The sequence below is a fragment of the Bradyrhizobium sp. Y36 genome, from assembly GCF_002531575.1.
In the GTDB taxonomy this organism is placed as follows: domain Bacteria; phylum Pseudomonadota; class Alphaproteobacteria; order Rhizobiales; family Xanthobacteraceae; genus Bradyrhizobium.
This window is the reverse complement of sequence record NZ_NWTI01000001.1, coordinates 225585-250032: the sequence shown is the minus strand read 5'-3', so window position 1 is coordinate 250032 and position 24448 is coordinate 225585. Positions and strand designations below refer to the sequence as shown.

Genomic DNA, 24448 nt, shown 5'->3' with positions numbered 1-24448 from the left:
GCTTGTCGCGCGACGCGAGGCGGGGTGGCCCCTGCCCTAATGGTCAAGCGCGCTGGTCAGGGCCTTTATATTGTGCCTGACCATATCAATGTAAGTGGGTGCAAGCCCCTTTTCGCCGGTCAAACCGTCCGAAATCAGGGTCCCGCCGACCTTGGCCCCGGTCTCGGCGGCGATCCGGCGGATCAGCCGGTCGTCGCTGATATTCTCCAGGAATACGGCCGGGATCTTTTGAGCCTTGATCTGGCCGATGATGGCCGCGATGTCCCGCGCGCTGGGCTCGGTTTCGGTGGAGACGCCCAGGGGGGCGATGAACCGGATACCGTACTCGGCTGAAAAATAGCCGAAGGCGTCATGGGTCGAGATCACCTTCCGCCGGTCCGGCGGGATCTTGGCCGCGGCCTCGCGGACCTCGCGGTCGAGTGTTTCGAGCTTTTCCAGATAGGCCTGGGCCTGGGCATCGAAGAATGCCGCGTCATCCGGATTGGCGGCAGCCAGCGCCTTGGCGATATCAGCCACATAGATTTTGGCGTTGGGAATGGACTGCCAGGCGTGCGGATCGGCGGCGGAGCCAAGCTTGAGCGGCGCGATGCCGGCGCTGGCGGTGACGACCTGCGCCTTGCTGCCGGCGGACTGCACGAGGCGCGGCAACCAGCCCTCCAGCCCAAGCCCGTTGACGATGACGAGCTTCGCCTCCGCGACCCGCTTCGCATCGCCGGGCGCGGGCGTGTAGACATGGACGTCGCTGTCGGCGCCGACCAGCGTGGTCAGGTTGATGCGGTCGCCGCCGACATTGCGGACGAAGTCGGCCAGGATCGAGAAGCTCGCGACGACATTGAGCCGCTCCGCCGCGTGCAGTGGCGAGGCGAGCAGCAGCAGGGCGACGAGCAGAAGGAAGCGCATCGTCACGCCTCCAGATGCCGGCCGGGAAACATCTGCCTGACCACGCCGCCGACGCGGCCGAACAGCACGGAGGCGATGTAGATGATGGTCGCGACCAGAATGATGGCGGGCCCCGAGGGCACGCGGGTCTGGAACGAGAGCACGAGGCCGGCATAGCCGGAAACGGCGGCAGCGACGACCGCGATGGAGATCATCGCGGTGAGATCGCGCGACCAGAACCGGGCGATGCCCGCCGGCAGGATCATCAGGCCCACCGCCAACAGCGTGCCGAGCGCCTGGAAGCCGTTGACGAGGTTGATGACGACGAGCGCAAGGAAGGCGAGATGCGCCGGGCCCCCGGCCCGGCTCACGGTGCGCAAGAAGAGCGGATCGACACTCTCGATCACCAGCGGCCGGTAGATCACGGCGAGCACCAGCAGCGTCACGGTGGCGTTGAAGGCGACCACCAGCAGCGTCTGGTCATCCATCGCGAGGATGTTGCCGAACAGCACGTGCAGCAGGTCGATATTGGTGCCCTTGATCGAGACGATGGTGACGCCGAGCGCGAGCGAAGCCAGATAGAAGGTGGCGAGCGAGGCGTCCTCCTTCAGCCCGGTCGAGCGCGCGACCACGCCGGCCAGGATCGCGACCGCAAAGCCGGCGATCAGGCCGCCGGCCGTCATCGCGAACAGATTGAGACCGGAGAGCAGGAAGCCGACGGCCGCACCCGGCAGGATCGCATGCGCCATGGCGTCGCCGACCAGGCTCATCCGGCGCAGCATCAGGAAGACGCCGATCGGCGCCCCCGCGAGCGAGAGCGCGATCACGGCGGCAAGCGCCCGCCGCATGAACTCGAATTCGGTGAACGGGCCGATCAGCGCGTCGTAAAGCATCTGATATCAGGCCGCTTGCGAGCTTGCGTCATCGGCGGCGCAGGCCGCAGCGCTGTCGTCGAAGGCTTCGCACATCCGCATCGCGACCAGCAGGTTCTCCGGCGTCAGCACCTCCGCCGTCGGCCCCCACGCGACCGGACCGCGCGCCAGCACCAGCGTCTCCGTGAAATGGCTTCGCACCATCTCCATGTCGTGAAGCGCCGCGAGCACGGTGCGGCCCTCGCCATGCCAGTGCTTCACCAGCGCGAGCAGGTCAGTCGTGGTCTTGCTGTCGATGGCGTTGAAGGGCTCGTCGAGCACGATCAGGCTGGCGTCCTGGAGCACCACGCGCGCAAACAACACCCGCTGCATCTGGCCGCCCGAGAGCGTGCCGATCGGGCGGTTCTCGAAGCCGTTGAGGCCGACGGACGCGATCGCGCGCAGGATCTTGTCGCGGGCGGCCTTGCCGATGCCACCGAACAAGCCCGTGCCGCGCCACAATCCGGTGCCGACGAAATCGAACACCGAGATCGGGAAGCTGCGGTCGATCTCCGCGCTCTGCGGCAGATAGGCGACGTCCCTGCTGTCGAGCCCGCCGAGATGGATGCTGCCGTCGAGCGGCCTCAGGATGCCGACGATGCCGCGCAGCAGGGTCGACTTGCCAGCGCCGTTCGGGCCGATCACGGCAACCAGCGCGCCTCGCGCAACCTCGCCGCTGAGATGGTGCACGGCCGGATGCCGGTCGTAGCCGAGCGTCACATTATGAAAGTGGAGCGCCGCCATCCTCACCTCATCGCCAGGAAGACCACGCCCCAGAGCACGGCGCAGACGGCGAGCGCTGCCGCGAGACGGCCCGCCAGCGTCATGCGCAGGATCGACCAGGAGGCCGCCTGGGCGGGGTGTGGCGAGGTGGCGTCGTGGACATGGGCGTGGCTGTGGTCGTGCCCGTGCGCATGCCCGTGGTCGTGCGAATGACCATGGGAATGGCCATGAGCATGGTCGGGAGGATGGGCGTGGGATGCGGCGGGAACCATGGCATGACGTTATATTATAACATTACGGCTGTCCACGACCGGTGACCATCGTTCCAGGGCGGCGAGGCTGCCCCCGGAATGACAGCAGATGGAGACGGCTCAGGGCTTGCCGATCACCATCGCGATGGCCGCGGCCACGAACGGAAACGGCACCGACACCGCGCAGCGGAACCAGACGAAACGGGCCGGCATGAACGGGATTTCCCACAGGATCACCCGCTGGAAGGCGAACAGGGCCCAAGCCACGACGTAGGCGACCACCTGGGGCACCCCGCCGCCCGATTTCAGCGCCACCGTGCCGATCGAGAAGCCGATCACGGGCCCGCCGGGCGTGGCCGCGCCGGCGACCACGGCGCTCGCAACCCCGAGCCAGCCGCTGTCCGGCCCAAGCCATCCGGTGATCACCTCTTGCGGGATGATGGCGGCGATGTAGCCCGAGCCGATCACCCCGAGCGCGATCCGCGGCACGATGTTGATGAAATCCATCGCCCCCTCGCGCAGCGAGGCCTTGAACACCGTCGGGCCGCGCCGGAAGGCGATCAACCCGACGCCGAGCACCGAGCCCCACAGCAGGATGTCGATGAGAAGGGCCGCGCTCAACTCTCGTCGTCCTTGGCAATCGGCTGCGGATAAAGCCGGACATAGACGAAGCGGCCGAGCGCACCGGCGAGCACCGGCAGCGGCAGCGAGATCAGGATCCGCCACAGCGTGAAATCTGTGCCCATGATCGGGATTTCCCAGGCCACGGCCCGGCCGTAGCCGATCAGCGTCCAGCTCACGACCATGGCGATGGTGGCGCCGAAATCGGCGCCGACCGCCAGCAGCGCGCTCGCCACCGGATAGGCGGTGAATGGACCGCCGGGCAGGATCGCGCCGAAGGCGGTGCCGATCAAAAGGCCCATCAGCCCGGATTTCGGCCCGAGCGAGCGCGAGACCTTCTCGTGCGGCAGGATTTCCGAGATCAAGGCGCCGAGCAGGCAGCCGGCGAGCACGCGCGGCAGGATGCCCGAGAACAGCGAGAGATCATGGGTCAGAATGTCCAGAACGCCGGCGGTGCCGTCACGCCGCCAGACCAAGACCGCACTCACCGCGACCAGAACCGCGATGATGATCGTGGACCAGCCGATCGGCTTGCGCACGCGTCCCGGCCGCGGCTCGGATTCCGCGTCCTCGGCGGGCGCCGGGTTGTTCGGGGAAGGTTCTGACAATTGGCGTGGAGCGGCTCGAGGGTGATGCCCTTCCTGATTAAGGGCGGTGTTCCCCCGATGCAAACGGCGTGATGACAGACCTGTGCGCACGCCGCGCAGGGCAATTCCGCACAGCAAAAAGGCGGCCGCGCACGCGACCGCCTTGTTGTCGTTCCGGGGCGGCGCGTCAGCGCCGAGCCCGGAATCCATCGGGCGTCAGCCCGAGTGGATGAATGGATTCCGGGCTCGCGCTACGCGCGCCCCGGAATGAAGCTCAGGCCTTGTCGAACAGGGACTCGACGTATTCCCAGTTCACGAGGTTCTCGACGAACGCCTTGAGATAGTCCGGGCGGCGGTTGCGGTAGTCGATGTAGTAGGAGTGCTCCCAGACGTCGCAGCCGAGGATCGGGGTGGCGCCGTGCACCAGCGGATTCTCGCCGTTCGGCGTCTTGGAGATCTCGAGCTTGCCGTTCTTGACCTGGAGCCAGCACCAGCCGGAGCCGAACTGGCCGACACCGGCCGCCTGGAAGTCGGTCTTGAACTTCTCGAACCCGCCGAGGTCTTCGTTGATCTTCTTCTCGAGCTTGCCCGGCAGCTTGGTGCCGCCGCCGTTGGGCTTCATCCAGCTCCAGAAGTGGATGTGGTTGTAGTGCTGGCCGGCGTTGTTGAACACGGCGGGGTTCTTGCCGAACGAGCCCTTGACGATCTCCTCAAGGGACTTGCCTTCCCATTCGGTCCCCTTGAGCGCGTTGTTGCCGTTGGTGACGTAGGCCTGATGATGCTTGTCGTGGTGGAATTCCAGCGTCTCCTTCGACATGAACTGGCCGAGGGCGTCATAGGCGTAAGGGAGTGGGGGCAGCGTAAAGGTCATGGGTTCTTGTCCGCGACTGATGGGGAACTGGCTTAACGGGGACTCTTATAGAAGGTTCCCCGGCCGTTAAATACCGCCAATTTGCGAAAACACGTGATGCGACGACATGGCCAGATTGCACAACTTCACTGCACCTGGGACCCCGCAAGGCGAGACTGCCGGGCGGCCACAAAATATCATTGCCTTTGAAGCGGTTATGACAGAACGAATGGATCGCGCAGCCGCGTAGCGAGAGACAGGGTCATGAGCATCGAGATCGACATTTTGAACGGTGACGCGTCGTGGCGGATCGCGGAGCCGCTGCATCAGGCGGTCTGGGGGCCGGACAGGATCGCGGACAAGCCCTGGGCTCACCTCAAATGGGCCAATGCCGATCTGCGCGTCCTGATCGAGACGCCGGAGGATGGCCTCGTCTGCCATGTCGGCATCTATTTCCGCACCGTCACCTGGAATGGGCAGAAGGTCCATATCGGCGGCATCGGCGGGGTCTGCACGCGCGAGGACCGGCGCGGCCGCGGCTACGCCACCGTGGCAATCGACGCGGCGGTTCACACCATGCGCGCCAACGAGGCCGTCCGCTTCGCCCTGCTGTTCTGCGAGCCTCATAATTTCTCGTTCTACGAGACGAGGAGCTGGCTGCCCTTCAAGGGCGAGGTCTATTGCGAGCAGCCGGAGGGGCGGATCCGTTTCACCGAGATGGCGCCATACGTCTTCAACATCGTCCGCGCGCCGACGCTGGGCACCATCGACCTCTGCGGCCTGCCCTGGTGAGCCCTGCACGGTGAGGGGTGGTGCGGGCCTCGCGCGCCCTATAATATGTCGATCATCATTTAATATTCCGCCCGGTGAGCATGAGGATCGACGCCCCCCTAGACGCCGTCCCGCCGCGCGCACCGGTCGCCTCCCCGATTGCGAGCCTGCTGACCGCGCCGATCCTGCCGACGCTGCTCCGGCTCGCGATCCCCAACATGATCGCGATGGTCGGCAGCACGCTGGTCGCGATCGCCGAGACCTCCTATATCGGCCGGCTCGGCACCGTCCCGCTCGCCGCGATCGCGCTGGTGTTTCCGTTCGCCATGCTGACGCAAATGATGAGCGCGGGCGCGATGGGCGGCGGCGTGTCGTCCGCGATCAGCCGTGCGCTCGGCGCGGGCAATCGCGACCGCGCCGCGACGCTGGCGCTGCATGCCGCCATCATCGGCCTCTGCGGCGGACTGTTCTTCACGGCCATGATGCTGGTCTTCGGCCGTTCGTTCTTCACACTGCTCGGCGGCCGCGAGCGCGTGCTCGAGGAGGCCAGCGACTATTCGCAGGTGCTGTTCTCCGGCGCGGTCGCGATCTGGCTCGTCAACACGCTGGCGTCGGTGATCCGCGGCACCGGCGACATGCGCCTGCCCTCGATGACGCTGATTGGCGCGAGCGTGCTGCAGATCGCGCTCGGCGGCACGCTCGGGCTCGGCCTGTTCGGCGTAAAGCAGTTCGGCATGCCGGGTGTCGCGGCCGGCCAGCTGATTGCGTTCAGCTGCGCCGCGATCTTCTTCCTCTGGTACCTGTTGTCCGGGCGCAGCCGGCTGCAGCTCGATCTTCGCGCCTTCCATTTCGAGCGCGCAATGTTCCTGGATATTCTGAAAGTGGGCGCGGTCGCCTGCCTGTCGCCGCTGCAGACCGTGCTCACGATCTTGATCTTCACGAAAATCCTAGCGACCTTCGGCACCGAGATGCTGGCCGGATACGGCATCGGCTCACGGCTGGAATTTTTGCTGATCCCGATCACCTTCGCCTTCGGCATCGCCTCGGTGCCGATGGTCGGCATGGCGATGGGCGCCGGACAAACCGCACGCGCCCGCCGCGTGGCCTGGACTGCGGCGGCGGTCTCCGGGCTCACGGTCGGCCTGATCGGGCTCGTCATCGCACTCGATCCCGCGTTGTGGGTGTCATTGTTCACGCACGATCCCGGCGTCACCGCGGCCGCGCATAGCTATTTCCACTGGGCCGGCCCGGCCTTCGCGTTCTTCGGAATGGGCGTGTCGCTGTATTTCTCATCGCAAGGCGCGGCGCGTGTCGGCGGTCCCGTGCTGGCGTCCACTGCACGGCTTCTGATCGTCGCGATCGGCGGCATCGCGCTGATGACGGTGCAAGCGCCGGCCTGGACGCTGTTCTCGCTGGTCGGCGGTGCCATGGTGGTGTTCGGCCTGTCGACGGCCGCCTCGGTCGCCTTCAGCCGCTGGGGCAAATGAGCGCAGTATGTAAACGCCCATCGATAAACGCAGGAATGTGATTCCGGCCAGCGTTGCACTATCTCGCCGGCCTGCTATGGAGGCGCTCCATTTTCGGGGCCCATTCCATGACTTCCAGATTCGCCGCTCTCGTCGTCCTCCTTACCGCGCTGCTTGGCGCATCTACCGCGCATGCGCAGAACGTCGACGGGACATGGCTGACCCAGGCGGGCGATGCGCGCGTCAAGATCACCAAATGCGGCGGCGGCATCTGCGGCGTCGTCGCCTGGTTGCGCGAGCCCTACGATACCGCGACCGGCCAGCCTGCTACCGACAGCAAGAATCCCAATCCTGCGCTCGCCAAGCGGTCCATGATCGGCCTGCCGCTGTTCAGCGGCATGGAGCCCGCGGGGCCGAACAAATGGTCCGGCCAGATCTACAATGCCGACGACGGCAGCACCTATGCCAGCAGCATCAGCGTGACGGGCGCGGATTCACTGCGGGTCGAAGGCTGCGTCGGCGCGCTCTGCGGCGGCGAGACCTGGACGCGGGCGGGACGATAGCAGATCAGGCCATCATCGCCTTCAGCGCCGTTGCCGCCGAGGCGTAGCCGCCTCGCGCGCCATCGATGAAGTGCACGTGATCGCTGCGCAACGCCGACGGCGTGAAGCAGGTCATCATGGCGGCGTCCTGCTGATGGAGGCCGTAGCGCACGATGCCCGCGCGCGCGGCCGCCGCCAGACGATCGCTCAGCGCGCGTTCGAGCTCCGGCGTACAGTCGAGGATCATGCGCAGCCCGTCGTCATATTTCCTGAAGTCGGAATTCTCGACGACCTGGCGTTTGTAGACGTTTGGCACGAAGCCGCCGACATTGAGGTCGAAGCGCATGATCAGATAGACGAACAGCGTGTAGGCCAGCACGCTGGCTCTGCGCGCGAGCAGCGGACCGCCGCGCCTGGTCCGCGCCTCGTAGTCCAGCCCCTGCGGCGGCCATTTCAGCGGCGGCCCCTGCGGCGGCACCGGGCGCGCGCCGTCCGGGCTGCGCTCGACGAGGTGGATGACGTCCTCGATCACCTCGCGGAAGGCATGCGGGTCGACGTCCCGTGCCGGCATCACCAGCACCGACAGGATCAACCCGCGCGAGGCCGGCATCACCTCGAAGCGGCAGGACAGGCCGGAGAGATCGGGCTGTGTGCCGGCGGGCGCCTCCGTGACCGCAAACTCGCCGCGCTTCATCGCGGCATCGGCGAAGGCGAGCCCGCCGCCCGAGAACATCGCATAGGACAAATTGGCCGACGGGCCGAAGCGCGCGACCCGCACGTCGAGGCCCTGCGCGCGAATGGCGCTCACCGGCACCAGCGCAACGCGCATGGTCAGATCGAGATCTTCCCGCACCCAGGTCGCGGTCGCCGCCAGCGCCGCGCGCGCAGCATCGAGATCGGACGGCGCGACGGCAAAGCTTGCGCCGTCGCCGCCGAACACGAAGGGGAATTCGCGTCCCTCCAAAGCGTTCGTCACCGCCGCGATCACGGCCGCGCCGGCCATGTTGACCGCCTTGTAGCGCTGCGCCGCGATCGCCTTGGTGGAATCGACGATATCGGCAACGCCGATGCTCCAGTCGTCCGGGAGCGGCGCGTAGAGCGCGGGGTCCATCAGGCTGGTGAAGCCGCGAAAGACGGGAATGCCGTCATAGAAGGATTCGCCTGAGGTCATCGGGGATGCCGGATGGTTGGAATGCGCAACAAATACGTGGCAGGATCGATCCGGGTTCGCCGGTCGGCGCCCCCTTTCGATCATTGGCCGAAACGGGCCAAGACAACAAGATGCCGCAACAAGATGCGGCGGCAACAAGATGCGGCCGCGCTGCGATGCCGCGGCAGGTCATTGATCGGCATCAAACGAACGGCCGGCGAGTGCGGCTATCGTCGTCCAGCTCCACGGGTTTCATGGGATGATCGAGGTGTCCGACTTCGGCAACAAGGACTCCACCTCTCCGGTCCGCCGGCGCACGGGCATCGACCCGATCAGCGCGGTGAAGATGCCCGAAAGATTGACGGAAGCCGTCGATGCCTGGGCTGAAGCCCATCGCCTGACCCGTTCGGATGCCATCTGCAAGCTGATCGAGCTGGGCCTGAAGACCGCGCCCCCGGTGCTGCCGTCAGAACACCCGATCGCGTCGGAGGCCAGCAGGATCGAGGAGATCGCCATCCACGAGATCGAGACACTGCTCGATCCGGCCCTGCCGGCCGACGAACGCGAACGCCGCATCCGCCGCCTCACCGAAGGGCCGCCGGAATTTTCCCACGAACGGATCGACCTGGCGAAGGATCCGCCGAAGCACCGGACGTGAGTAGCTAGTGCAACTTCGCGTCCTGGCGCTTGCGCAAGGCATCAAGGGACGTGTCATGGCAGCCGACCAGGCGCACGAATTGCTGCGGGTACATTTCATAGCCGTGACTGCCGGAATTCTGGTGCGTCATCGGCGGGCAGTGGACGTCGTCCAGCCTGGCGCGGGATGGCTCCATCGGGCCCTGAGTTGAAGCGGTCATGTTTGGGCTGGCCATGGACTGCTCCCTGTCGATTAGGGCAGATCGATTGACGTAACCCAATCGATTGCGGGGCATCTTACGACCAAATCCGGCTGACTGTCATTGTGCCGGATCAACGCAATCATGACGGCCGGGTTCCGCTTATGCGGTATTCCCGGCATCGACGGTGAACACGGATCCGGTGACGTTGCGGCCGCCTTCGCCGAGCAGATATTCCACCATGCGTGCGACGTCATCCGTCTCCGGCAGGCGGCGCAGGGCGCTGCGGCCGGCGATGCGCTTGCGGCCCTCGTCGGACAGATTGTGCGTCAGCTCGGTGTCGATGAAGCCCGGTGCGATCGCGTTCACGGTGATGCCGACCTTGCCCACCTCGCGCGCCAGCGAGCGGGTGAAGCCGGTCGCGGCCGCCTTGGTCGCACCATAGACGGACAGGCCGTTATAGCCGGTCGTCGCGATAATCGAGGAGATGTTGATGATGCGGCCCGCGCCGTCCGCCATCATCTGCCGCGCCACATATTTGGTGAGGATGATCGGCGACAGCACGTTGAGCTGCACCAGCGCTTCGATCTCGGAATTATGCATGGTGGCGAGCAGGCCTTCGGTGCCGAGGCCGGCATTGTTGACGAGGCCGTAGACCGGGCCGAATTCGTCGCGCACGAGCTTTGCGAAGGCCGGGATCGCGTCGATCACGGCAAGGTCGCAGGCGCGGAAATGGAGGCGTCCATCCGAATCCGCGATCGCAGCCTTGAGCTCGTCGCTCTCGCGCCGCGCCGCCGCGATGACGTTGTAGCCGGTGCCGGCCAGGCGCTTGCCGATCGCAAGGCCGATGCCGCGGCTGCCGCCGGTGACGAGGACATTATGCATCGGTGCGCGCCAACTTTCCGGCCGGGGTGACGTCAAGCGCCTCGACGAAGCGGATCACCGCCGGCACCTTGTGGGACGCGAGCTGCGCGCGGCATCGATCGAGGATCTGGTCGCGGATATCCTTCGCACGCGCGGGATCGGTGCCCTCGGTGAGGATCACGTCGGCGACCACGATGCCGCCGGTGATCGGGCTCTTGCGCGATTTTGCCCGCGACATCCGCACGTCGGGATGGCGGTTGATGACCGCCTCGATCTCTTCGGGATGGACCTTCAGCCCGCCGATATTGATGATGCCGCCGCGGCGGCCGACGAAATAATAGCGATCGCCGCGCCGCTCGACGATGTCGCCGCTGTCGACGAACCCGTCGTGATCGGTCAGCGCCGCGGCGCCGCGGCCGACATAGGCATGTGCGGTGCGCGTCGAACGGATCCGCAGCGAGCCGTCCACCACCTTCATCTCGACGCCATTGCGATTGCCGAGATAGTCGGCCGGAAAGCCTTCCAGCCCGTCGTTCACGGCAAAGCCGACGCCGGCTTCGGTCGAGGCATAGGCATGACCGACGGACGATTTTGGAAATGCCGCCTTCAGCCCGTCGAGCACCGCCTGATCGGCAATTTCGCCGGAGAGGCGGACGTAAGCCGGGGCGAATTGCGCGGCCGAACCGCTCATCAAAAGCTTGCGCCAGTGCGACGGGGTGCCGGAGACGTGCGAGACGCCGCGCGCCTTCAGCCGCGCGACGTGATCGCCGAGCGCCTCATGCGGATCCGACAGCACCATCGAACCGCCGGAGAGGATGGCGCGGAGGAAGATCTGCAGGCCGCCATAGCGGCGGATGTCGTAGAACGTCGCCCAGACCGGCGCAGGTCCGCGCGCGGGGCCTTCGGCGACGATCGCGCCAGTCAGCGCTTCCAGCGTGTGGCCGACGATCTTCGGCACGCCCGAGGTGCCCGAGGTGAGCATCAGCCATTCCGTGGCGCGTTCGGTCCTGGCCGGCGCGGTGGCTTTTGGCGGCAATTGTGCGGTGACGACGAGCGACACCCCCGAACCGGCCCAGCGGTCGGGCTCGTCGGTGACGACGGCATCGATCCCGGCATCCGCGATCAGCGCGTCGAGATGGGCCGGGTTGAGATCGGGCGGACACAGCAGCATGCGACGCGCGATGCCGTCGAGCTCGATCATGGCGAGGCCCGACCGGAGCTGGTCGGACAGTTTGAGCAGCACGGCGCGGCCGGACAATTCGTGCAGGCGGCCGCCGAGGACCGTCTGCGACAGGATGTCGGTCAGCGACACGACATCTTGTGCATCGGAGATCGTGCGTCCCTTCAGCTCCGCGCCGAGATGGTCGCGAAGTGCAAAAATCTCACGCGGGGACATTTTCGTAGGCCCGCACGAAATCACCCACCGTGGCGGGGAATGCTGCGTCCTCGGAAATGGTGAAGGGGTCGACGCCGGTATCGTCCTCGAGGCGCGCGACGAGAATTGCGAAGGCGAGCGAGTCGAAGCCCGTCTCGTGCAGCGACAGATCGTCCGACAGCTCCGGAAGCGCGACCTTCTGCTCCTTGGCGATCTGCCGGATCGCCTCAATGACCTTAGACCTTACCGACATGGCTGGCTCGCTTTGTTATCGTTGGCGTTGCGGCGGCCCTTGCTGGCCGCCTCCCCATGGCGGCTTGTTTACCCGAGAGAAGTAAATGGCTTCTTGGACAATTCAGATAAAATTGGACCTATCTGCCGATTTTTGGCCTGCCTACAGCCTGATCGCGCCGTCCAGGATTGCCGCATAGGCCTCGGCGTCCAGCGGCACGTAGGATGCCGAATTTGAATCCGCCATGAACAGCGGATTGGAGATTACGGCGGGATCGAAGCCCTCCCGCGACAGATCGCCCTTCTTCTGCTTGAACGTCTCGGTCGCATCGATCTCGCTGGAGATGCGGATGAACACAGGCCGCGCATAGGCGGGCAGGCGCTGCGCGAGATGTGCAGGCAGTGCTGCGATGTCGAAGCCCTCGTTGACGACGATCGCGCTCATGCCGGCGCGGCCGTCGGCGCCGGGGATGCTGACGCCGTAGGTGGTGGCGTCGACCACGCCGGTGAAATCGCGCATCACCTCGTTCACCTCCGAGGTCGCGACATTCTCGCCCTTCCAGCGGAACGTGTCACCGATACGGTCGACGAAATGGAAGAAGCCCTTGTCGTCGATCCGCATCAGATCGCCGGTGCGAAACCAGGCATCGCCCTTGGCGAAGACATTGCGAAGGACCTTCTTCTCGGTCTCGCCGGCGTCGGTGTAGCCCTCGAAGCGGCCGCCGCCCTCGTCGGCGGTGCCGATGCGGCCGATCGCTTCGCCGGCTTCGCCGCGGGCGCAGGCGATGCAGAAACCCTCGTCATCGCGCAGCGGCGCGCCGCTGTCGGGATCGAGCTTGACGAGATTGGCAGGAAAGCGATGCGCCAGCAGTGGCGGGACCCGGCCGATCGCGCCCGGCTGGCCCTCGACGTTGAACAGCGAGAAATTGCCTTCCGTCGCCGCATAGAATTCGAGGATGCGGGGAATGGCGAAACGATCCTGAAAATCTTGCCAGATGTCGCCGCGCAGGCCGTTGCCGCAGACGAGGCGCAGGCGATGGCGGTTCTCGTATTCCGACGGCGGCGCCTTAAGCAGGTAGCGGCAGAGCTCGCCGATATATTGAAACAGCGTGCAGTCGTGACGGACGATGTCGGGCCAGAAATGCGAGGCCGAGAATTTCTCCGCGATCACCACCGAGCCGCCGGCGGCGAGCATGCTGCACGGCGCGACGATACCGCCGACGGAGTGGAACAACGGCAGGCAATCGTACAGCCGGTCCTGCGGCGTGGCGCCGGTGAGACCGGCAAACCAAAAGCCCCAATTGAGGATGCGGCGGTGGCTGATGCTGGCAGCCTTCGGCAAGCCCGTTGTGCCCGAGGTGTAGATCAGCAGCGCGCGGTCGTCGATGGTGACCTCGCCGCGCTCCTCCGGCGACAGCGGGGCATCATCCAGCGCCGCAAGCGCGACGTCGATGGCGAGATCGCTGCGCGCGTCGCCATGCGTCCACACCTTGGCGTGCGTCGTCAGATGCGGCGCTGCGCCCTGCAGCATCTCCGTCAGCTCGTGCGCCACGACGATATGCGTGGGCCTCGCGACGTCGATGCAGTGCGCGAGCGAGGGTCCGACCAGCCTGGTGTTGAGCAGCGCGACCACGCCGCCGACCCGGCTGATGCCGAGCCAGGCCGCGACATAGTCGATACCGTTCGGCATGATCAGCGCCACGGTTTCACCCTTGGCGACACCGACCGAGCGTGCCCAGCGCGCGTAGCGATTGATGCGCTTCGACAGGCCTTCGTAGGCGAGAATTCCGTCGTCCGTGACCAGTGCGACGCGGTCGGGCTGGCGCTGTGCCCAATCGTCGATGACGTCGGCGAACAGGCGTCCCGGCAGCGTTTCGATCCGCGCGGTGAGCTCGATGGCCTTCAGCCAGATCTTCGAAGCCGAAGGCGCGCGCGCGACTTTTTGCCGTTCGATGACACCGGTCGTCATGCCGCTCTTTCTCTCGGGCTGCCTGCTGATACCGGCAGCTTAGCTCGCGCCGCCTGCCCAGGTGTTAAGAGACAAGGTAAAACTCCGTTAGTGCGCGATTAACTCTAGCGATCCTTTACCAAGCCGGCGGGATCGGCGTGCACCGCAGCGCAATTCTTGCGATAGCAACGATGCCGAGCGGGCACTCTGGACCTCTCCCCTTGCAGGAGCAGGAAGAAGAGCGTGCTTCGGCTTCTTGTTGAGGCAAGACCGATGATCACCAGACGACATGTCCTTCAGACCGCCGCAAGCGCCGCCGCCGTGCTCGCCGCACCGCGCGCCTTCGCCCTCGGCAATCCGTCCTACCCCTCGCGCAGCGTGAAATGGGTGGTGCCCTATGCGCCGGGCGGCGCGACCGACCTGCTGTCGCGGCTGCTCTGCCAGCGGCTGTCCGACCGGCTGGGCCAGACCTTCATCGTGGAGAACAAGCCCGGCGCCGGCAGCAATATCGGGACACAGGCGGTCATCGCTTCGGCACCCGACGGCTACACGCTGCTGCTGACCTCGACCGCAAACGCGATCAACGCGTCGTTCGATCCGGCGCTGCCCTATGATTTCGCCAAGGGCATCGCACCGGTCGCCGGCGTCGCGCGGATTCCGCTCGTGCTGGTCGTCAACAACGACCTGCCGGTGAGGACCGTCGCCGACTTCATCGCCTACGCCAAGGCCAATCCCGGCAAGATATCGATCGCCTCTTCGGGCATCGGCACCTCGCTGCACCTCTCGGGCGAATTGTTCAAATCGATGGCCGGCGTACAGTTCACCCATGTCCCCTATCGCGGCTCGGCGCCGGGCCTGACCGACGTGATGAGTGGACAGATCCAGGGCATGTTCGACAACGTCACCTCGTCGTTCGAGCTGGTACGCGCCGGCAAGCTGCGCGCGCTCGGCGTCACCACACGCGAGCGCTCGGAGATCCTGCCCGAGGTGCCCTCGATCGCGGACACGCTGCCCGGCTACGAGACGTCGTCGTTCTACGGCGTCGGCGCTCCGCACGATACGCCGCGCGAGATCGTCGACCTGCTCAATCGCGAGATCGACGCCGCGCTGTCCGATGCCGGCATCGAGGCCCGCATCGCCGAGCTCGGCGCCGTCCCGCTGCACGGCGACGCCCGTGAGTTCGGCGGCATGCTGACGGCCGAAACCGACCGCTGGCGCAAGGTGGTCGAGCTGTCGGGGATCCGAAAGGATTAGCCTTCGCACCTGCTCGCAAGGCGCGCCGATCACGCGTCGTGGCAATCGCCCGGCGTTAGCCGCTACGGCGCAAGCGGTATCGCTGCGGCGGCGCGTAGGCCGGATAATACGGGTTGGGATCGCAGATCGCGGAACGGCCGGAGGCCGTGGCGCGACATTGCGGCAGAGAGGTGAAGGAGCAATCGTACCACTCCCCGCCACCCCCATTCGCGCCGGAATAGACGTGCATGCAGACCGGATAACGCGGATCAAAGGTCTGCGCCTGCGACGGCGCGGTCGCGAGCAATCCGGCCACCATGATCAGGCCGGACGAGAGGAGGGACAGTATTCCGGTACGTCGCATCGGAAAGCTCTATTGCACCTTTTTGTGACGCTTGCGCGGAGGCGGCGGCTGGTCGAAGGCATAATAGGGATTGACGTCGCAGCTGGCCGAACGGCCCGATGCAGTCGCTCGGCACTGTGGCAGCGAGGTGAACGAGCAATCGAAATAATCACCGCCGCCACCACCGAAGCCGCCGGGCGTATAGACGTGCATGCACACCGGGTAGCGCGGATCATAGGTCTGGGCGCTGGCACCGGTCGCAACGAACAGCGTGGCAATCGCGGTGAGGGTCAAAATCGGCAAGCGCATGGACTTAATCCTCGAATCGACGGCGTCGTCGGGTCTGATGCCGACGGCCTGCTATGGCATAACATCAGGCCGGAGGCGACTGTTCCAAGGGACAGATGACGGCAAGGTGAGCGCAGCGGTCAGCGGCGCTAGCCGCCGAGCCCTTGCAACACCAACCGGTTCAGCCTCGCCGCAAATGCCGCCGGGTCTTCCGGCAGCTCGCCGTCCAGGATCTGCGCCTGCTCGAGCAGGAGCAGGCTGAGATCGTCGACCGTGTTCGAGCCGGCCTGCGCCCTGGTGACCGCCGTGACCAGCGGATGGCGCAGATTGATCTCGAGGATCGGCTTGGTGCGCATGCCGCGGTTCTGCTGCGACAGGATGCGCTCGAGCTCGCGGCTCGGGCCCTGGCTGTCGGCGACGAGGCAGGAGGCCGAGCTGGTCAGGCGCGTCGAAGCCTTGACGTCGCTGACGCGCTCGCCGAGCGCGGCCTTGATCACGGCGATGGTAGCCGCTTCATCGGCCTCAGGCTCGTCTTTCTTCGCTTCGTCCTTGTCGTCGACGCGCGGGATCAGGTCGAGATTGAGATCGCCCTGGCTCAGCGACTTCAGCGGCTTGCCGTCGAACTCCGAGGGCATCGAGGTCCAGAAGGCGTCGACGGGATCGGACAGCAACAATACCTCGATGCCGCGCGCGGTGGCAGCTTCCAGTCGCGGATTGGATTTCAGCCGCTCGATGCTGTCGCCGACGAGGTAATAGATCTCGGTCTGGTTCGGCTTGAAGTCGGCGATGACCTGCTTCAGCGACCGCGTCTCGCCCGACGTCGTGGTGAAACGCGACAGGGCCAGCAGCTTCTCGCGCCGCTCGAAATCCTCGTAGATACCTTCCTTGAGCACCGCGCCGAAGGCGTCCCAGATCTTTGCAAGATTCTCTGGATCCTTGTCAGCGAGGCTTTCCAGCTCCGACACGACCCGGGTCGCCACGGCTTTCCGGATCTGCGCCAGTTGCGGGTTGTTCTGCAGCATCTCGCGGGAGATGTTGAGCGGGAGGTCCTCGCTGTCGACGACGCCGCGGATGAAGCGAAGATAGCCCGGCAGCAGGTCGGCGTCATCGGTGATGAAGACGCGGCGGACGTAGAGCTTCACCCGGCCCTTGCGGTTCGGCTCGAACAGGTCGAACGGCTTGGTCGAGGGTGCGAACAGCAGCACGGCGTAGGAGTAGCGGCCCTCGGCGCGGTAGTGCAGCGTCATGGCGGGATCGTCGAAGGCGGAGGCGATCTGCTGATAGGCCTTCTTGTAGTCGTCTGCCGTCAGCTCGGATTTCGAACGCTGCCACAGCGCGCTGGCCGAATTGATCTGCCGCGGCTCGCCCTCTTCCGGCACCAGCTCGATGGGAAACAGGATGTTGTCGGAATAGGCACCGACGATGCGCTCGATCTCGAAAGCCTCGAGATATTTCCTGGCATCGTCCTTCAGGTGCAGGACGATCTCGGTGCCGCGCGCCACGCGCGCGGCTTCCTCGTCGCTGGCGCGCGCGATCTCGAAGCCGGAGCCGCCGGAGGACGTCCAGGTCCAGACGTCGCTCTCGCCGGCGCGGCGGCTGATCACGACGATCTTCTCGGCGACCATGAATGCGGAATAGAAGCCGACGCCGAACTGGCCGATCAGGCCGAGGCCGTCCTTGGCCTCCTTCAGCTTCGACACGAACGCCTTGGTGCCGGAGCGGGCAATGGTGCCGAGATGGTCGATCAGCTCCTGCCGCTCCATGCCGATGCCGTTGTCGGCGATCGTGAGCGTCGTGGCTTGCTTGTTGGGGATGATGCGGATCTTGAGCGCGTCGCCCTCGCCCAGCAGCGCCGGGTTCGCGATCGCCTCGTAGCGCAGCTTGTCGCAGGCGTCGGAGGCGTTGGAGACGAGCTCGCGCAGGAAGATGTCGGTCTCGGAATAGACGGAGTGCACCATGAGGTGCAGAAGCTCGGAAACCTCGGCCTGGAAGGGCTGCGTATGCACAGCCGTGTCTGACGTCGTCATGCGTTTACCCGGTCAAAACGAAGGGGAAGAAACCCGGGATATAACGCGAGCGGAAGAAGGATCAAGTGGACGTGAACAGCCATCCTCCGGCGGAAGGAGGCCTGGCCCGGCAGGGGCCGCAGATCAGGTCACGCAACGGCCGGGCTGGAGCAGCTTTGCGACCTCGGTCAGCGAGCTGACCATCGGCTCACAGGCGATCGTCGGCCTGGTGCGCACCTTGTTCTGGTTCTGGAGCAGCACCGGCGGCTTGGCGTTACCGGTCTCGATCACCGCGGGGACCCGCAACAGCACCGAGGTGTCGGCGAGGTCGTTCAGCCGCATCGAGACGGTGCGGGTGGGAACCGCGGCCTGCTTGCGTTCGGCAAGGCGGTCGGCCTTGCCGGCACGATTGACGTTATGGCTTGTGACGTTCGGGCTTGTGACATTAGGGCTTGGCGCGTAGCTCAAGCTGTGGCTGTGCACATCGGCGACCGCCTGCCAGCGGTCGGCCAGATCGTGACCGGAGGCCAATTGCACCGCACCGAGCGTAGCAGCAATCGCGACGGCGCCTAAAAATGCCTTGTGAATCTGTGACATGGCTATTGGTCCCTCGCCCCATGGCGATCACGGGAACAACGCGGGCAGAGGACCGGGGGTTCTTGGCCGTTACGATCACTTAACCGTGTGTGACAACGACGGCAGCCCCCAAAAAAATTTCGCAAGGCGCGGAACGACTCGCGCAGACAGGAGTCGTCTCAACAGCCGGCTATTCCCCCCTGCCCCATAAGCCGGCGACGTAGGGCGCGACTGTGGTGATGCCAGTCGCGCCTTACTTTTGTCTGGGGGTATCTGCCTTACGAACCGGCAGAGACTACCGGTTCTTCTCGGCCGGAGCCGGATTAGGTCGGCTCACATCTGGCGGAGGGTAGTTTGGAGCGAATAGGCAGTCTTGCATCCATGGCTCATCCAATCCTGCCGGGCCTTCAGGATCGTATTTCGTGAGACTGCCAGCCCGCGGTGGACCTAAATCACCGAAAGATATCTGAGGGTTCGTGTTCCAGTGAGCGGCGGGTCCAACGCTGGCAATGTTTTCCGGGTCGGGGCAGACCAATCCCGCATAGCCAGTGTAGCAACTCGCGACCGGTCTGGGTTCGCCGTTCGTCGTAACACTGACAAGCCGTCGCTCGGTGGTGTGACCGGAGGCCCACTCCATCCCAACGCTACAGATTCGGCCGTTGTGCTGGCGATGCGTGGTAATCCAGCAGGCATACTCCCAATGACCATAGCGCGGAGGCATGAATCCGCAGGGACCTTCATAGCCTGCAAACGGCCCGCCGCTTTCTTTAGACGCGATTTTCCGCTGCTGCTCCATCGTGCGGATGGGCTCGTTTCCCTTGAGGAAATTGAGGCGATCCCTGGTGATCTTCAACAGCACCTTGCGGTCGTCAGCCTCCTCCTCTTGCTCCCCTTCAATTCTCGGAACACCGCGTGAACGGGCCTCAATCCACCGTCGCTGACTGCGTATGAGCGCTTCGCGGAAGTCGGGATCCGTCGTCCGGCGCAACAACGCGAAATAGGCGACGCTCATCGCCTCGTCGGCCCGCCTCGCCTCCGGAGAAGCGCAGATGAGCTTCTCCGCCGGCAGAGATGCCTTCGCGCAGTCAAGCGCCTGGACGGCCGAGGGAGAGATGACGGCGCAAGCGGCCAACGCCAGAACGGAAACCAGTTTCATGCCATTTCCAGAAGACGAGCTACACACGCCGACTCCGTCTGCGGCCTACGTCGCCTTCCCCGCCAGCCAGTCCCGTCCCTCACCATAGAGCTTCTCGACCTCGGGCCCGATCAGGCCCGGCATGTCGCGCTTGACCTTGTAGCCGATCAGTTCCTGCATGTAGGCGAGGTGCCGGTAGCCCTCGGGCAGCGCGGCGAGCGCCTTCTGGTCGAGCTTAAGCTCTGCCGCGGGATCGACCGGGTCGATCCGGTCCTTCTCGTAGATCGGCTGGCGACGGACGATGCCCCATTTTCCGTTTCCTGATTGGTCCTGCCGCTTCTCCAGGAAGTCGTAGAAGCGTCCGGTGCAGACGACGTCGCAGAGCACGTCGTGAACGAGAGCACGCTGCGAGATCGTCATCTTGGTCTGGGCGATGGCCCGCTCGCCGGCGAGGTCGATGCTGGTGCCGCCGAGGAAATGCAGGATGCGCACGCCCCTGGCAAAGCCCTCCTGGCTGACGCGCATGAATTCCCGCGCCGGTCCCTGAAACCAGGTGGCGGACATCCAGCCCTCTTCGTGCCAGACCGTGGCAAAGCGCTCCCAGTCCCCGGCATCGCGCCAGACCGCCCAGTTCTCGACGAGATCGCGGATGGCAAGGCGATCGAGCAGCTGCTGGTCCATGGCGCGTCTCCGATTGGCATCAATGCACGAGGTATGAGCGGCGAATTCGATAGCCGTCAAGCGCGGCGGACGGCACGAAAAATCCGGCGCGCCTTGCAGCACGCCGGATCAATCGTTGGCTGGATATCGGCCCGTCGGAGCCTTACGCCGCCGGCGCCTTCGGCGTGCGGTTGCGCGAGTTGCGCTGGAAGAACAGCGCCTGGCTCGCCACCGCCGACACCATCGCAGGCTGGAACGGCTTCGAGATCAGGAACGCCGGCTCTGGACGCTCGCCGGTCAGGAAGCGCTCGGGATAGGCGGTGATGAACACCACCGGCACCTCGAAGGTGCGCAGCAGCTCGTTGACGGCGTCCAGACCCGACGAGCCGTCGGCGAGCTGGATGTCGGCGAGGATCAGGCCGGGCCGCTTGTTCTTGGCCAGTGCCACCGCGTCGGCATGGGTGCGCGCGACGCCGACGACATTGTGGCCGAGATTCTTCACCAGGCTCTCGAGGTCCATGGCGATGAAGGTCTCGTCCTCGATGATCAGCACGTCGGTGGCGATCTCGGCCGCCATCTCGCGCCCCGCGGCATCCGCCAGCCGCCGCGTCTCGGCGACGTCGGTGCCGAGGATGTAGCCGACTTCCTCTTCCGAGAACCCTTCCAGCGACAGCAGCAGGAAGGCCTGCCGCGGCAGCGGCGTGATGTTCGACAGCCGCCGCTCGGGCGGCATCGGCAGGGTGGTCACCTCCGAATCGTCGTTGACCGACACCGAATTCCAGATCTGGGTGAACAGCCGAAACAGGCCGGCGCGCGGCCCATGGCTCTCATCGAGCACGCTGGGATCTCCCAGCATGGCTTCCAACATGGCTGCGACATAGGCGTCGCCGGATGCCTGGCTGCCCGTCAGGGCGCGCGCATACCGGCGCAACAACGGCAAGTGTTCAGCAACGAGCTGTGAACGGGACATCCCCACTCCATTCATCTTCGGGCCGGCCTTGCGTGACGCGGGGGGCCCGGGTTCCCCTGCTGGGCTGTTTACGCCTCAGGCCAAGAAAAGTTCCCCCCAACCGGGAACTTTTTGTCGAACCTGGAATTGTGCCTATCCAGGGAACGGCTCCCGGTTGAGAAAACTTCTCGAATTTACAGTCACTTAACTCGGGGAAACGTGGAACAGGTCATGAAAGATCTCAAGTCTCAAGCCAGCAGAAGCACGACCCCCGGCAAGGGAGGGCTCACTCCGGAGATTCAATCCCGGATCGGCCATCAGTTGCGCGCCATGTACGACGATGTCGTACGACAGGGGGTTCCAGATCGGTTCGCCGAACTGATCAAGAAGCTTGATGCGCCGGGGGCCACACCCCAATTGGGCGATGAGGGCGGATCCAACGACAACAACAATGGGAGGGATTAATGCCTCTCACGGACTCCCTGCGTAACGACATCCTGGCGGCCGTGCCGAGCTTGCGCGCGTTCGCCATTTCGCTCAGCGGCAATGCGGACCGCGCCGACGATTTGGTGCAGGAGACGCTGCTCCGCGCCCTCGCCAACATCGACTCGTTCCAGCCCGGCTCCAATCTGCCGGCGTGGCTGTTCACGATCCTGCGCAACCTGTTTCGCTCGGACTATCGCAAGCGGCGGCGCGAGGTCGAGGACGCCGAGGGCAATTACGCCAAGACGCTGAAGACACAGCCGTCGCAGAACGCGCATCTCGAGTTCGAGGAATTCCGCACGGCGCTCGAAAAGCTTCCGCAGGATCAGCGTGAAGCGCTGATTCTGGTCGGGGCCTCCGGCTTCTCCTACGAGGACGCCGCCTCGATCTGCGGCTGCGCCGTCGGCACGATCAAGAGCCGCGTCAACCGTGCGCGCTCGAAGCTCGCCGCGCTGCTCTATGTCGATGGCGCCGAGGATTTCGGCCCGGACGAGACCGTGCGGGCCGTGATCGGCGGCAGCGGCGGCTGACGGCCGGCGTCAAACGGATTGAGACAAGGATGAAGGCGGCCGTTTCCACGGCCGCCTTCGCGCATCTGAACGATTGCGTCCTCGATCACTCGTCCACGAAGGTCACGGTGTCAGCCACGCTCGCACGCGAAGTGCGGTAGCTGTTGACCTTGTGGGCGTGGTCGGCGTAGCCGAACGAGATACCGCAGACGACGCGCCGGTCGTCGGGCAGGCTGAAGTGGCGGCGGATCAGGCCGGAATGGCGCGCGAGGGCGGCTTGAGGAATCGTGCCGAGGCCGAGCGCCTGCGCGGCCAGCATGAAATTGCTGACATAGGCACCGCAATCGATCGCACCGTAAATGCCGAGCGGCTCGTTGGTGTGGATGATGGCGACATGCGGCGCGCCGAAGAAATTGTAATTCTCCAGCGCCTGCTTGGCATACGCCATCTTGTCACCGCGGGCGATGCCGAGCGTGTTGTAGAGCTGGAAACCGCTCTCGCGGCGGCGGTCGAGATAGACGCCGACATATTCACGCGGCGGCGTGAAGTCGTAGTCGTCGCCAAGTCCGCCTGAGGCCTCCTTGTAGATCGCCTTGCGGAAGCGCTCCTTGGCCTCGCCGCTGGCGATGACGACCTGCCAGGGCTGGCTGTTGCACCAGGACGCGGTGCGCTGCGCGGTGGTCAGCACGTGCTCGATGGTGGCGCGGTCGACCTGCCTGGGCAGGAAGGCGCGGACGGAATAGCGCTCGTTGAGCAGCTCTTCGAGCACGCCGATGCGGTCGTTCTGGTTGACTTTTGCGTCCATGGATCAGCTCGCGCTCTTCTCTTCGTAGGGCGGGCAAAGACGCGCAGCGTCGTGCCCGCCGACAGACTAACCCCGACGCATCTGCATATGGTGGGCACGCTTCGCTTTGCCCACCCTACGAGATACCGCGAGACGTGAGTTCACCGCCCCTTGGTCGGGATCTTGTTGTAAGGCACGTCCTTGTCGACACGGATGTCGCCGGGCAGGCCGAGCACGCGCTCGGCGATGATGTTGCGCAGAATCTCATCGGTGCCGCCAGCGATGCGCATCGAGGGCGAGGACAGCAGCATCTGCTGGAACTGGCCTTGCACCGTCTCCTCGTCACTGCCGGTCAGCACGCCGGCCGCACCCTGCAGGTCCATGGCGTAGGTCGCGATGTCCTGCAGCATCATGCCGGAGACGAGCTTGCCGATCGAGTTCTCCGGTCCCGGCCGCTCGCCCTTCGACAGCGCCGAGATGGTGCGATAGCTGGTGAATTTCAGCCCGTTCGACTTCGCCGCCCAGCTCGCAAGCTTCGAACGCACCGCGGGATCGTCGATGGCCAAGCCCTCCTCCAGCATCAGATTGGAGCAGAACTCGAACATCTCAGGCACGCCGGTCGCAAGCCGCGCGCCGATCGACATGCGCTCGTTCATCAGCGTGGTCAGCGACACGCTCCAGCCTTCGCCGACGGCGCCCAGCCGCTGGCTGTCCGGAATCACCACGTCGGTGAAATAGACCTCGTTGAATTCCTGCATGCCGTTGGCCTGCTTGATCGGCCGCACCTCGACGCCCGGGCTCTTCATGTCCAGGAAGAACATGGTGAGCCCCTTGTGCTTGGGCACGTTTGGATCGGTGCGCGCGATCAAAAGGCCGTAGTCGGAATAATGCGCGCCCGAAGTCCAGATCTTCTGGCCGTTGACGACCCAGTTGTCGCCCTTCTTCTCCGCGCGGGTACGCAGCCCCGCGACGTCGGAGCCGGCGGACGGCTCGGAGAACAGCTGGCACCAGATCTCCTCACCCGAGGCAAGCTTGGGCAGATAGCGGCGCTTGGCCTCCTCGCTACCGAACGCCATCACGGTCGGACCGCACATGCCCTCGCCGATCTGGAACGGCTGCGTCAGCTTGCCGTAGACGCCCTCCTCCTGCTGCCAGATCACCTTCTCGATCGGCGTCGCGCCGCGGCCGCCATATTCCTTCGGCCAGTGCAGGCAGGCCCAATTGCCCTCAGCCTTCTTCTTCTGCCAGGCCTTGCCGACCTCGACCATGTCATGCTTGGCGAGCCGGATGCGACCGAGCGAGGATTTTGAAAGCTCCTCCTCGAACTCCTTCGGCGCGTTGGCGTCGATCCATTTGCGCGCGGTCTCGCGGAATGCGGCTTCCTGCGGGGTGTCGTCGAAATTCATGGCGGCCTCTTTCTTTCTGTCATTCCGGGGCGCCCGAAGAGCGAACCCGGAATCTAGAGGTTAGTGACTCA

29 protein-coding genes are annotated in these 24448 nt (G+C 65.2%); 7 read left to right on the top strand and 22 right to left on the bottom strand.

From position 1 onward, the window contains the following. Positions 1–36 precede the first annotated feature (36 nt). The 7 genes from CO669_RS01195 to CO669_RS01165 all read right to left on the bottom strand — a co-directional run bounded on the left by CO669_RS01195 (position 37) and on the right by CO669_RS01165 (position 4843). On the bottom strand, positions 37–900 hold the full coding sequence (locus CO669_RS01195; protein WP_097657373.1) for a metal ABC transporter solute-binding protein, Zn/Mn family: 864 nt from the start codon (positions 898–900) through the stop codon (positions 37–39). A 2-nt stretch (positions 901–902) separates the two neighbouring features. Next, positions 903–1772: a metal ABC transporter permease gene (locus CO669_RS01190; protein ID WP_097657372.1), complete on the bottom strand. Its 870-nt coding sequence runs from the start codon at positions 1770–1772 to the stop codon at positions 903–905. Between the two features lie 6 nt (positions 1773–1778). Next, entirely contained in the window at positions 1779–2534 is a 756-nt protein-coding gene (locus CO669_RS01185) for a metal ABC transporter ATP-binding protein (protein ID WP_198963754.1), read from the bottom strand. A gap of 2 nt (positions 2535–2536) precedes the next feature. After that, on the bottom strand, positions 2537–2785 hold the full coding sequence (locus CO669_RS01180) for a hypothetical protein (RefSeq protein ID WP_097657370.1): 249 nt from the start codon (positions 2783–2785) through the stop codon (positions 2537–2539). A gap of 99 nt (positions 2786–2884) precedes the next feature. Then, positions 2885–3385, bottom strand: a complete 501-nt coding sequence (locus CO669_RS01175; protein ID WP_097657369.1) for a hypothetical protein — start codon at positions 3383–3385, stop codon at positions 2885–2887. Next, positions 3382–3993: a permease gene (locus tag CO669_RS01170; protein ID WP_097657368.1), complete on the bottom strand. Its 612-nt coding sequence runs from the start codon at positions 3991–3993 to the stop codon at positions 3382–3384. Before CO669_RS01170 ends, CO669_RS01175 begins: the two co-directional genes overlap by 4 nt. A gap of 253 nt (positions 3994–4246) precedes the next feature. Continuing rightward, the gene (locus tag CO669_RS01165; RefSeq protein WP_014491764.1) at positions 4247–4843 is read right to left on the bottom strand and encodes a superoxide dismutase; all 597 of its coding nucleotides are present in this window, start codon (positions 4841–4843) and stop codon (positions 4247–4249) included. Between the two features lie 243 nt (positions 4844–5086). Between CO669_RS01165 and CO669_RS01160 the strand changes: the two genes are divergently transcribed. From CO669_RS01160 to CO669_RS01150, 3 genes are all read left to right on the top strand, one after another. Beyond that, positions 5087–5614, top strand: coding sequence for a GNAT family N-acetyltransferase (locus CO669_RS01160; protein ID WP_097657367.1), 528 nt, complete (start codon positions 5087–5089; stop codon positions 5612–5614). An 80-nt stretch (positions 5615–5694) separates the two neighbouring features. After that, the gene (locus tag CO669_RS01155) at positions 5695–7080 is read left to right on the top strand and encodes an MATE family efflux transporter (protein WP_198963753.1); all 1386 of its coding nucleotides are present in this window, start codon (positions 5695–5697) and stop codon (positions 7078–7080) included. A gap of 107 nt (positions 7081–7187) precedes the next feature. Next, positions 7188–7622, top strand: a complete 435-nt coding sequence (locus CO669_RS01150) for a DUF2147 domain-containing protein (protein WP_097657365.1) — start codon at positions 7188–7190, stop codon at positions 7620–7622. A 4-nt stretch (positions 7623–7626) separates the two neighbouring features. On the opposite strand, the gene CO669_RS01145 is transcribed toward CO669_RS01150, so the two are convergent. Next, positions 7627–8772, bottom strand: coding sequence for a DUF3095 domain-containing protein (locus tag CO669_RS01145; RefSeq protein ID WP_097657364.1), 1146 nt, complete (start codon positions 8770–8772; stop codon positions 7627–7629). A 238-nt stretch (positions 8773–9010) separates the two neighbouring features. Here CO669_RS01145 and CO669_RS01135 point away from each other — a divergent pair, with 238 nt between their 5' ends. After that, entirely contained in the window at positions 9011–9409 is a 399-nt protein-coding gene (locus CO669_RS01135; protein WP_097657363.1) for a hypothetical protein, read from the top strand. 4 nt (positions 9410–9413) lie between these two features. On the opposite strand, the gene CO669_RS01130 is transcribed toward CO669_RS01135, so the two are convergent. The 5 genes from CO669_RS01130 to CO669_RS01110 form a co-directional block, all read right to left on the bottom strand. Next, positions 9414–9623: a hypothetical protein gene (locus tag CO669_RS01130; RefSeq protein ID WP_097657901.1), complete on the bottom strand. Its 210-nt coding sequence runs from the start codon at positions 9621–9623 to the stop codon at positions 9414–9416. Positions 9624–9749: 126 nt separating this feature from the next. Continuing rightward, positions 9750–10472 carry an SDR family NAD(P)-dependent oxidoreductase gene (locus CO669_RS01125; protein WP_097657362.1) on the bottom strand — a complete coding sequence of 241 codons (723 nt, stop codon included), beginning with the start codon at positions 10470–10472 and terminating at the stop codon, positions 9750–9752. Beyond that, positions 10465–11847, bottom strand: coding sequence for a class I adenylate-forming enzyme family protein (locus tag CO669_RS01120; protein ID WP_198963752.1), 1383 nt, complete (start codon positions 11845–11847; stop codon positions 10465–10467). The genes CO669_RS01125 and CO669_RS01120 overlap by 8 nt, the downstream gene beginning before the upstream one ends. Continuing rightward, positions 11834–12079, bottom strand: a complete 246-nt coding sequence (locus CO669_RS01115; RefSeq protein WP_097657361.1) for an acyl carrier protein — start codon at positions 12077–12079, stop codon at positions 11834–11836. The genes CO669_RS01120 and CO669_RS01115 overlap by 14 nt, the downstream gene beginning before the upstream one ends. Before the next feature lie 141 nt (positions 12080–12220). Further along, the gene (locus CO669_RS01110; RefSeq protein ID WP_097657360.1) at positions 12221–14026 is read right to left on the bottom strand and encodes a long-chain-acyl-CoA synthetase; all 1806 of its coding nucleotides are present in this window, start codon (positions 14024–14026) and stop codon (positions 12221–12223) included. Between the two features lie 252 nt (positions 14027–14278). Between CO669_RS01110 and CO669_RS01105 the strand changes: the two genes are divergently transcribed. Then, positions 14279–15259, top strand: coding sequence for a Bug family tripartite tricarboxylate transporter substrate binding protein (locus CO669_RS01105; protein ID WP_097657359.1), 981 nt, complete (start codon positions 14279–14281; stop codon positions 15257–15259). Between the two features lie 55 nt (positions 15260–15314). Here the strand turns inward: CO669_RS01105 and CO669_RS01100 are convergent, their stop codons facing one another. From CO669_RS01100 to CO669_RS01070, 7 genes are all read right to left on the bottom strand, one after another. Beyond that, the gene (locus CO669_RS01100; protein ID WP_097657358.1) at positions 15315–15602 is read right to left on the bottom strand and encodes a DUF3551 domain-containing protein; all 288 of its coding nucleotides are present in this window, start codon (positions 15600–15602) and stop codon (positions 15315–15317) included. Between the two features lie 9 nt (positions 15603–15611). Continuing rightward, positions 15612–15890, bottom strand: a complete 279-nt coding sequence (locus CO669_RS01095; RefSeq protein WP_097657357.1) for a DUF3551 domain-containing protein — start codon at positions 15888–15890, stop codon at positions 15612–15614. Between the two features lie 128 nt (positions 15891–16018). Continuing rightward, positions 16019–17896 (bottom strand): molecular chaperone HtpG, encoded by a 1878-nt coding sequence (gene htpG / locus CO669_RS01090; RefSeq protein ID WP_097657356.1) that lies wholly within the window; start codon positions 17894–17896, stop codon positions 16019–16021. A 123-nt stretch (positions 17897–18019) separates the two neighbouring features. Continuing rightward, positions 18020–18472, bottom strand: a complete 453-nt coding sequence (locus CO669_RS01085; protein ID WP_097657355.1) for a hypothetical protein — start codon at positions 18470–18472, stop codon at positions 18020–18022. 274 nt (positions 18473–18746) lie between these two features. Beyond that, entirely contained in the window at positions 18747–19607 is an 861-nt protein-coding gene (locus CO669_RS01080; RefSeq protein ID WP_097657354.1) for a lysozyme inhibitor LprI family protein, read from the bottom strand. 45 nt (positions 19608–19652) lie between these two features. Beyond that, positions 19653–20267: a nuclear transport factor 2 family protein gene (locus CO669_RS01075; RefSeq protein WP_097657353.1), complete on the bottom strand. Its 615-nt coding sequence runs from the start codon at positions 20265–20267 to the stop codon at positions 19653–19655. 142 nt (positions 20268–20409) lie between these two features. After that, positions 20410–21216: a response regulator gene (locus CO669_RS01070; RefSeq protein ID WP_026201627.1), complete on the bottom strand. Its 807-nt coding sequence runs from the start codon at positions 21214–21216 to the stop codon at positions 20410–20412. Between the two features lie 210 nt (positions 21217–21426). On the opposite strand from CO669_RS01070, the gene CO669_RS01065 reads away from it, so the two are divergent. Together CO669_RS01065 and CO669_RS01060 are read left to right on the top strand one after the other, a co-directional pair. Further along, positions 21427–21660, top strand: a complete 234-nt coding sequence (locus CO669_RS01065) for a NepR family anti-sigma factor (RefSeq protein ID WP_063197653.1) — start codon at positions 21427–21429, stop codon at positions 21658–21660. After that, positions 21660–22208: a sigma-70 family RNA polymerase sigma factor gene (locus CO669_RS01060; RefSeq protein ID WP_011090521.1), complete on the top strand. Its 549-nt coding sequence runs from the start codon at positions 21660–21662 to the stop codon at positions 22206–22208. Before CO669_RS01065 ends, CO669_RS01060 begins: the two co-directional genes overlap by 1 nt. Positions 22209–22293: 85 nt before the next feature. Here CO669_RS01060 and CO669_RS01055 read toward each other — a convergent pair whose 3' ends face one another. Beyond that, complete coding sequence (locus CO669_RS01055; protein WP_097657351.1) at positions 22294–22992, bottom strand: nitroreductase; 699 nt, start codon at positions 22990–22992, stop codon at positions 22294–22296. A gap of 140 nt (positions 22993–23132) precedes the next feature. Then, positions 23133–24377 (bottom strand): acyl-CoA dehydrogenase, encoded by a 1245-nt coding sequence (locus CO669_RS01050; protein WP_097657350.1) that lies wholly within the window; start codon positions 24375–24377, stop codon positions 23133–23135. Positions 24378–24448: the final 71 nt, after the last annotated feature.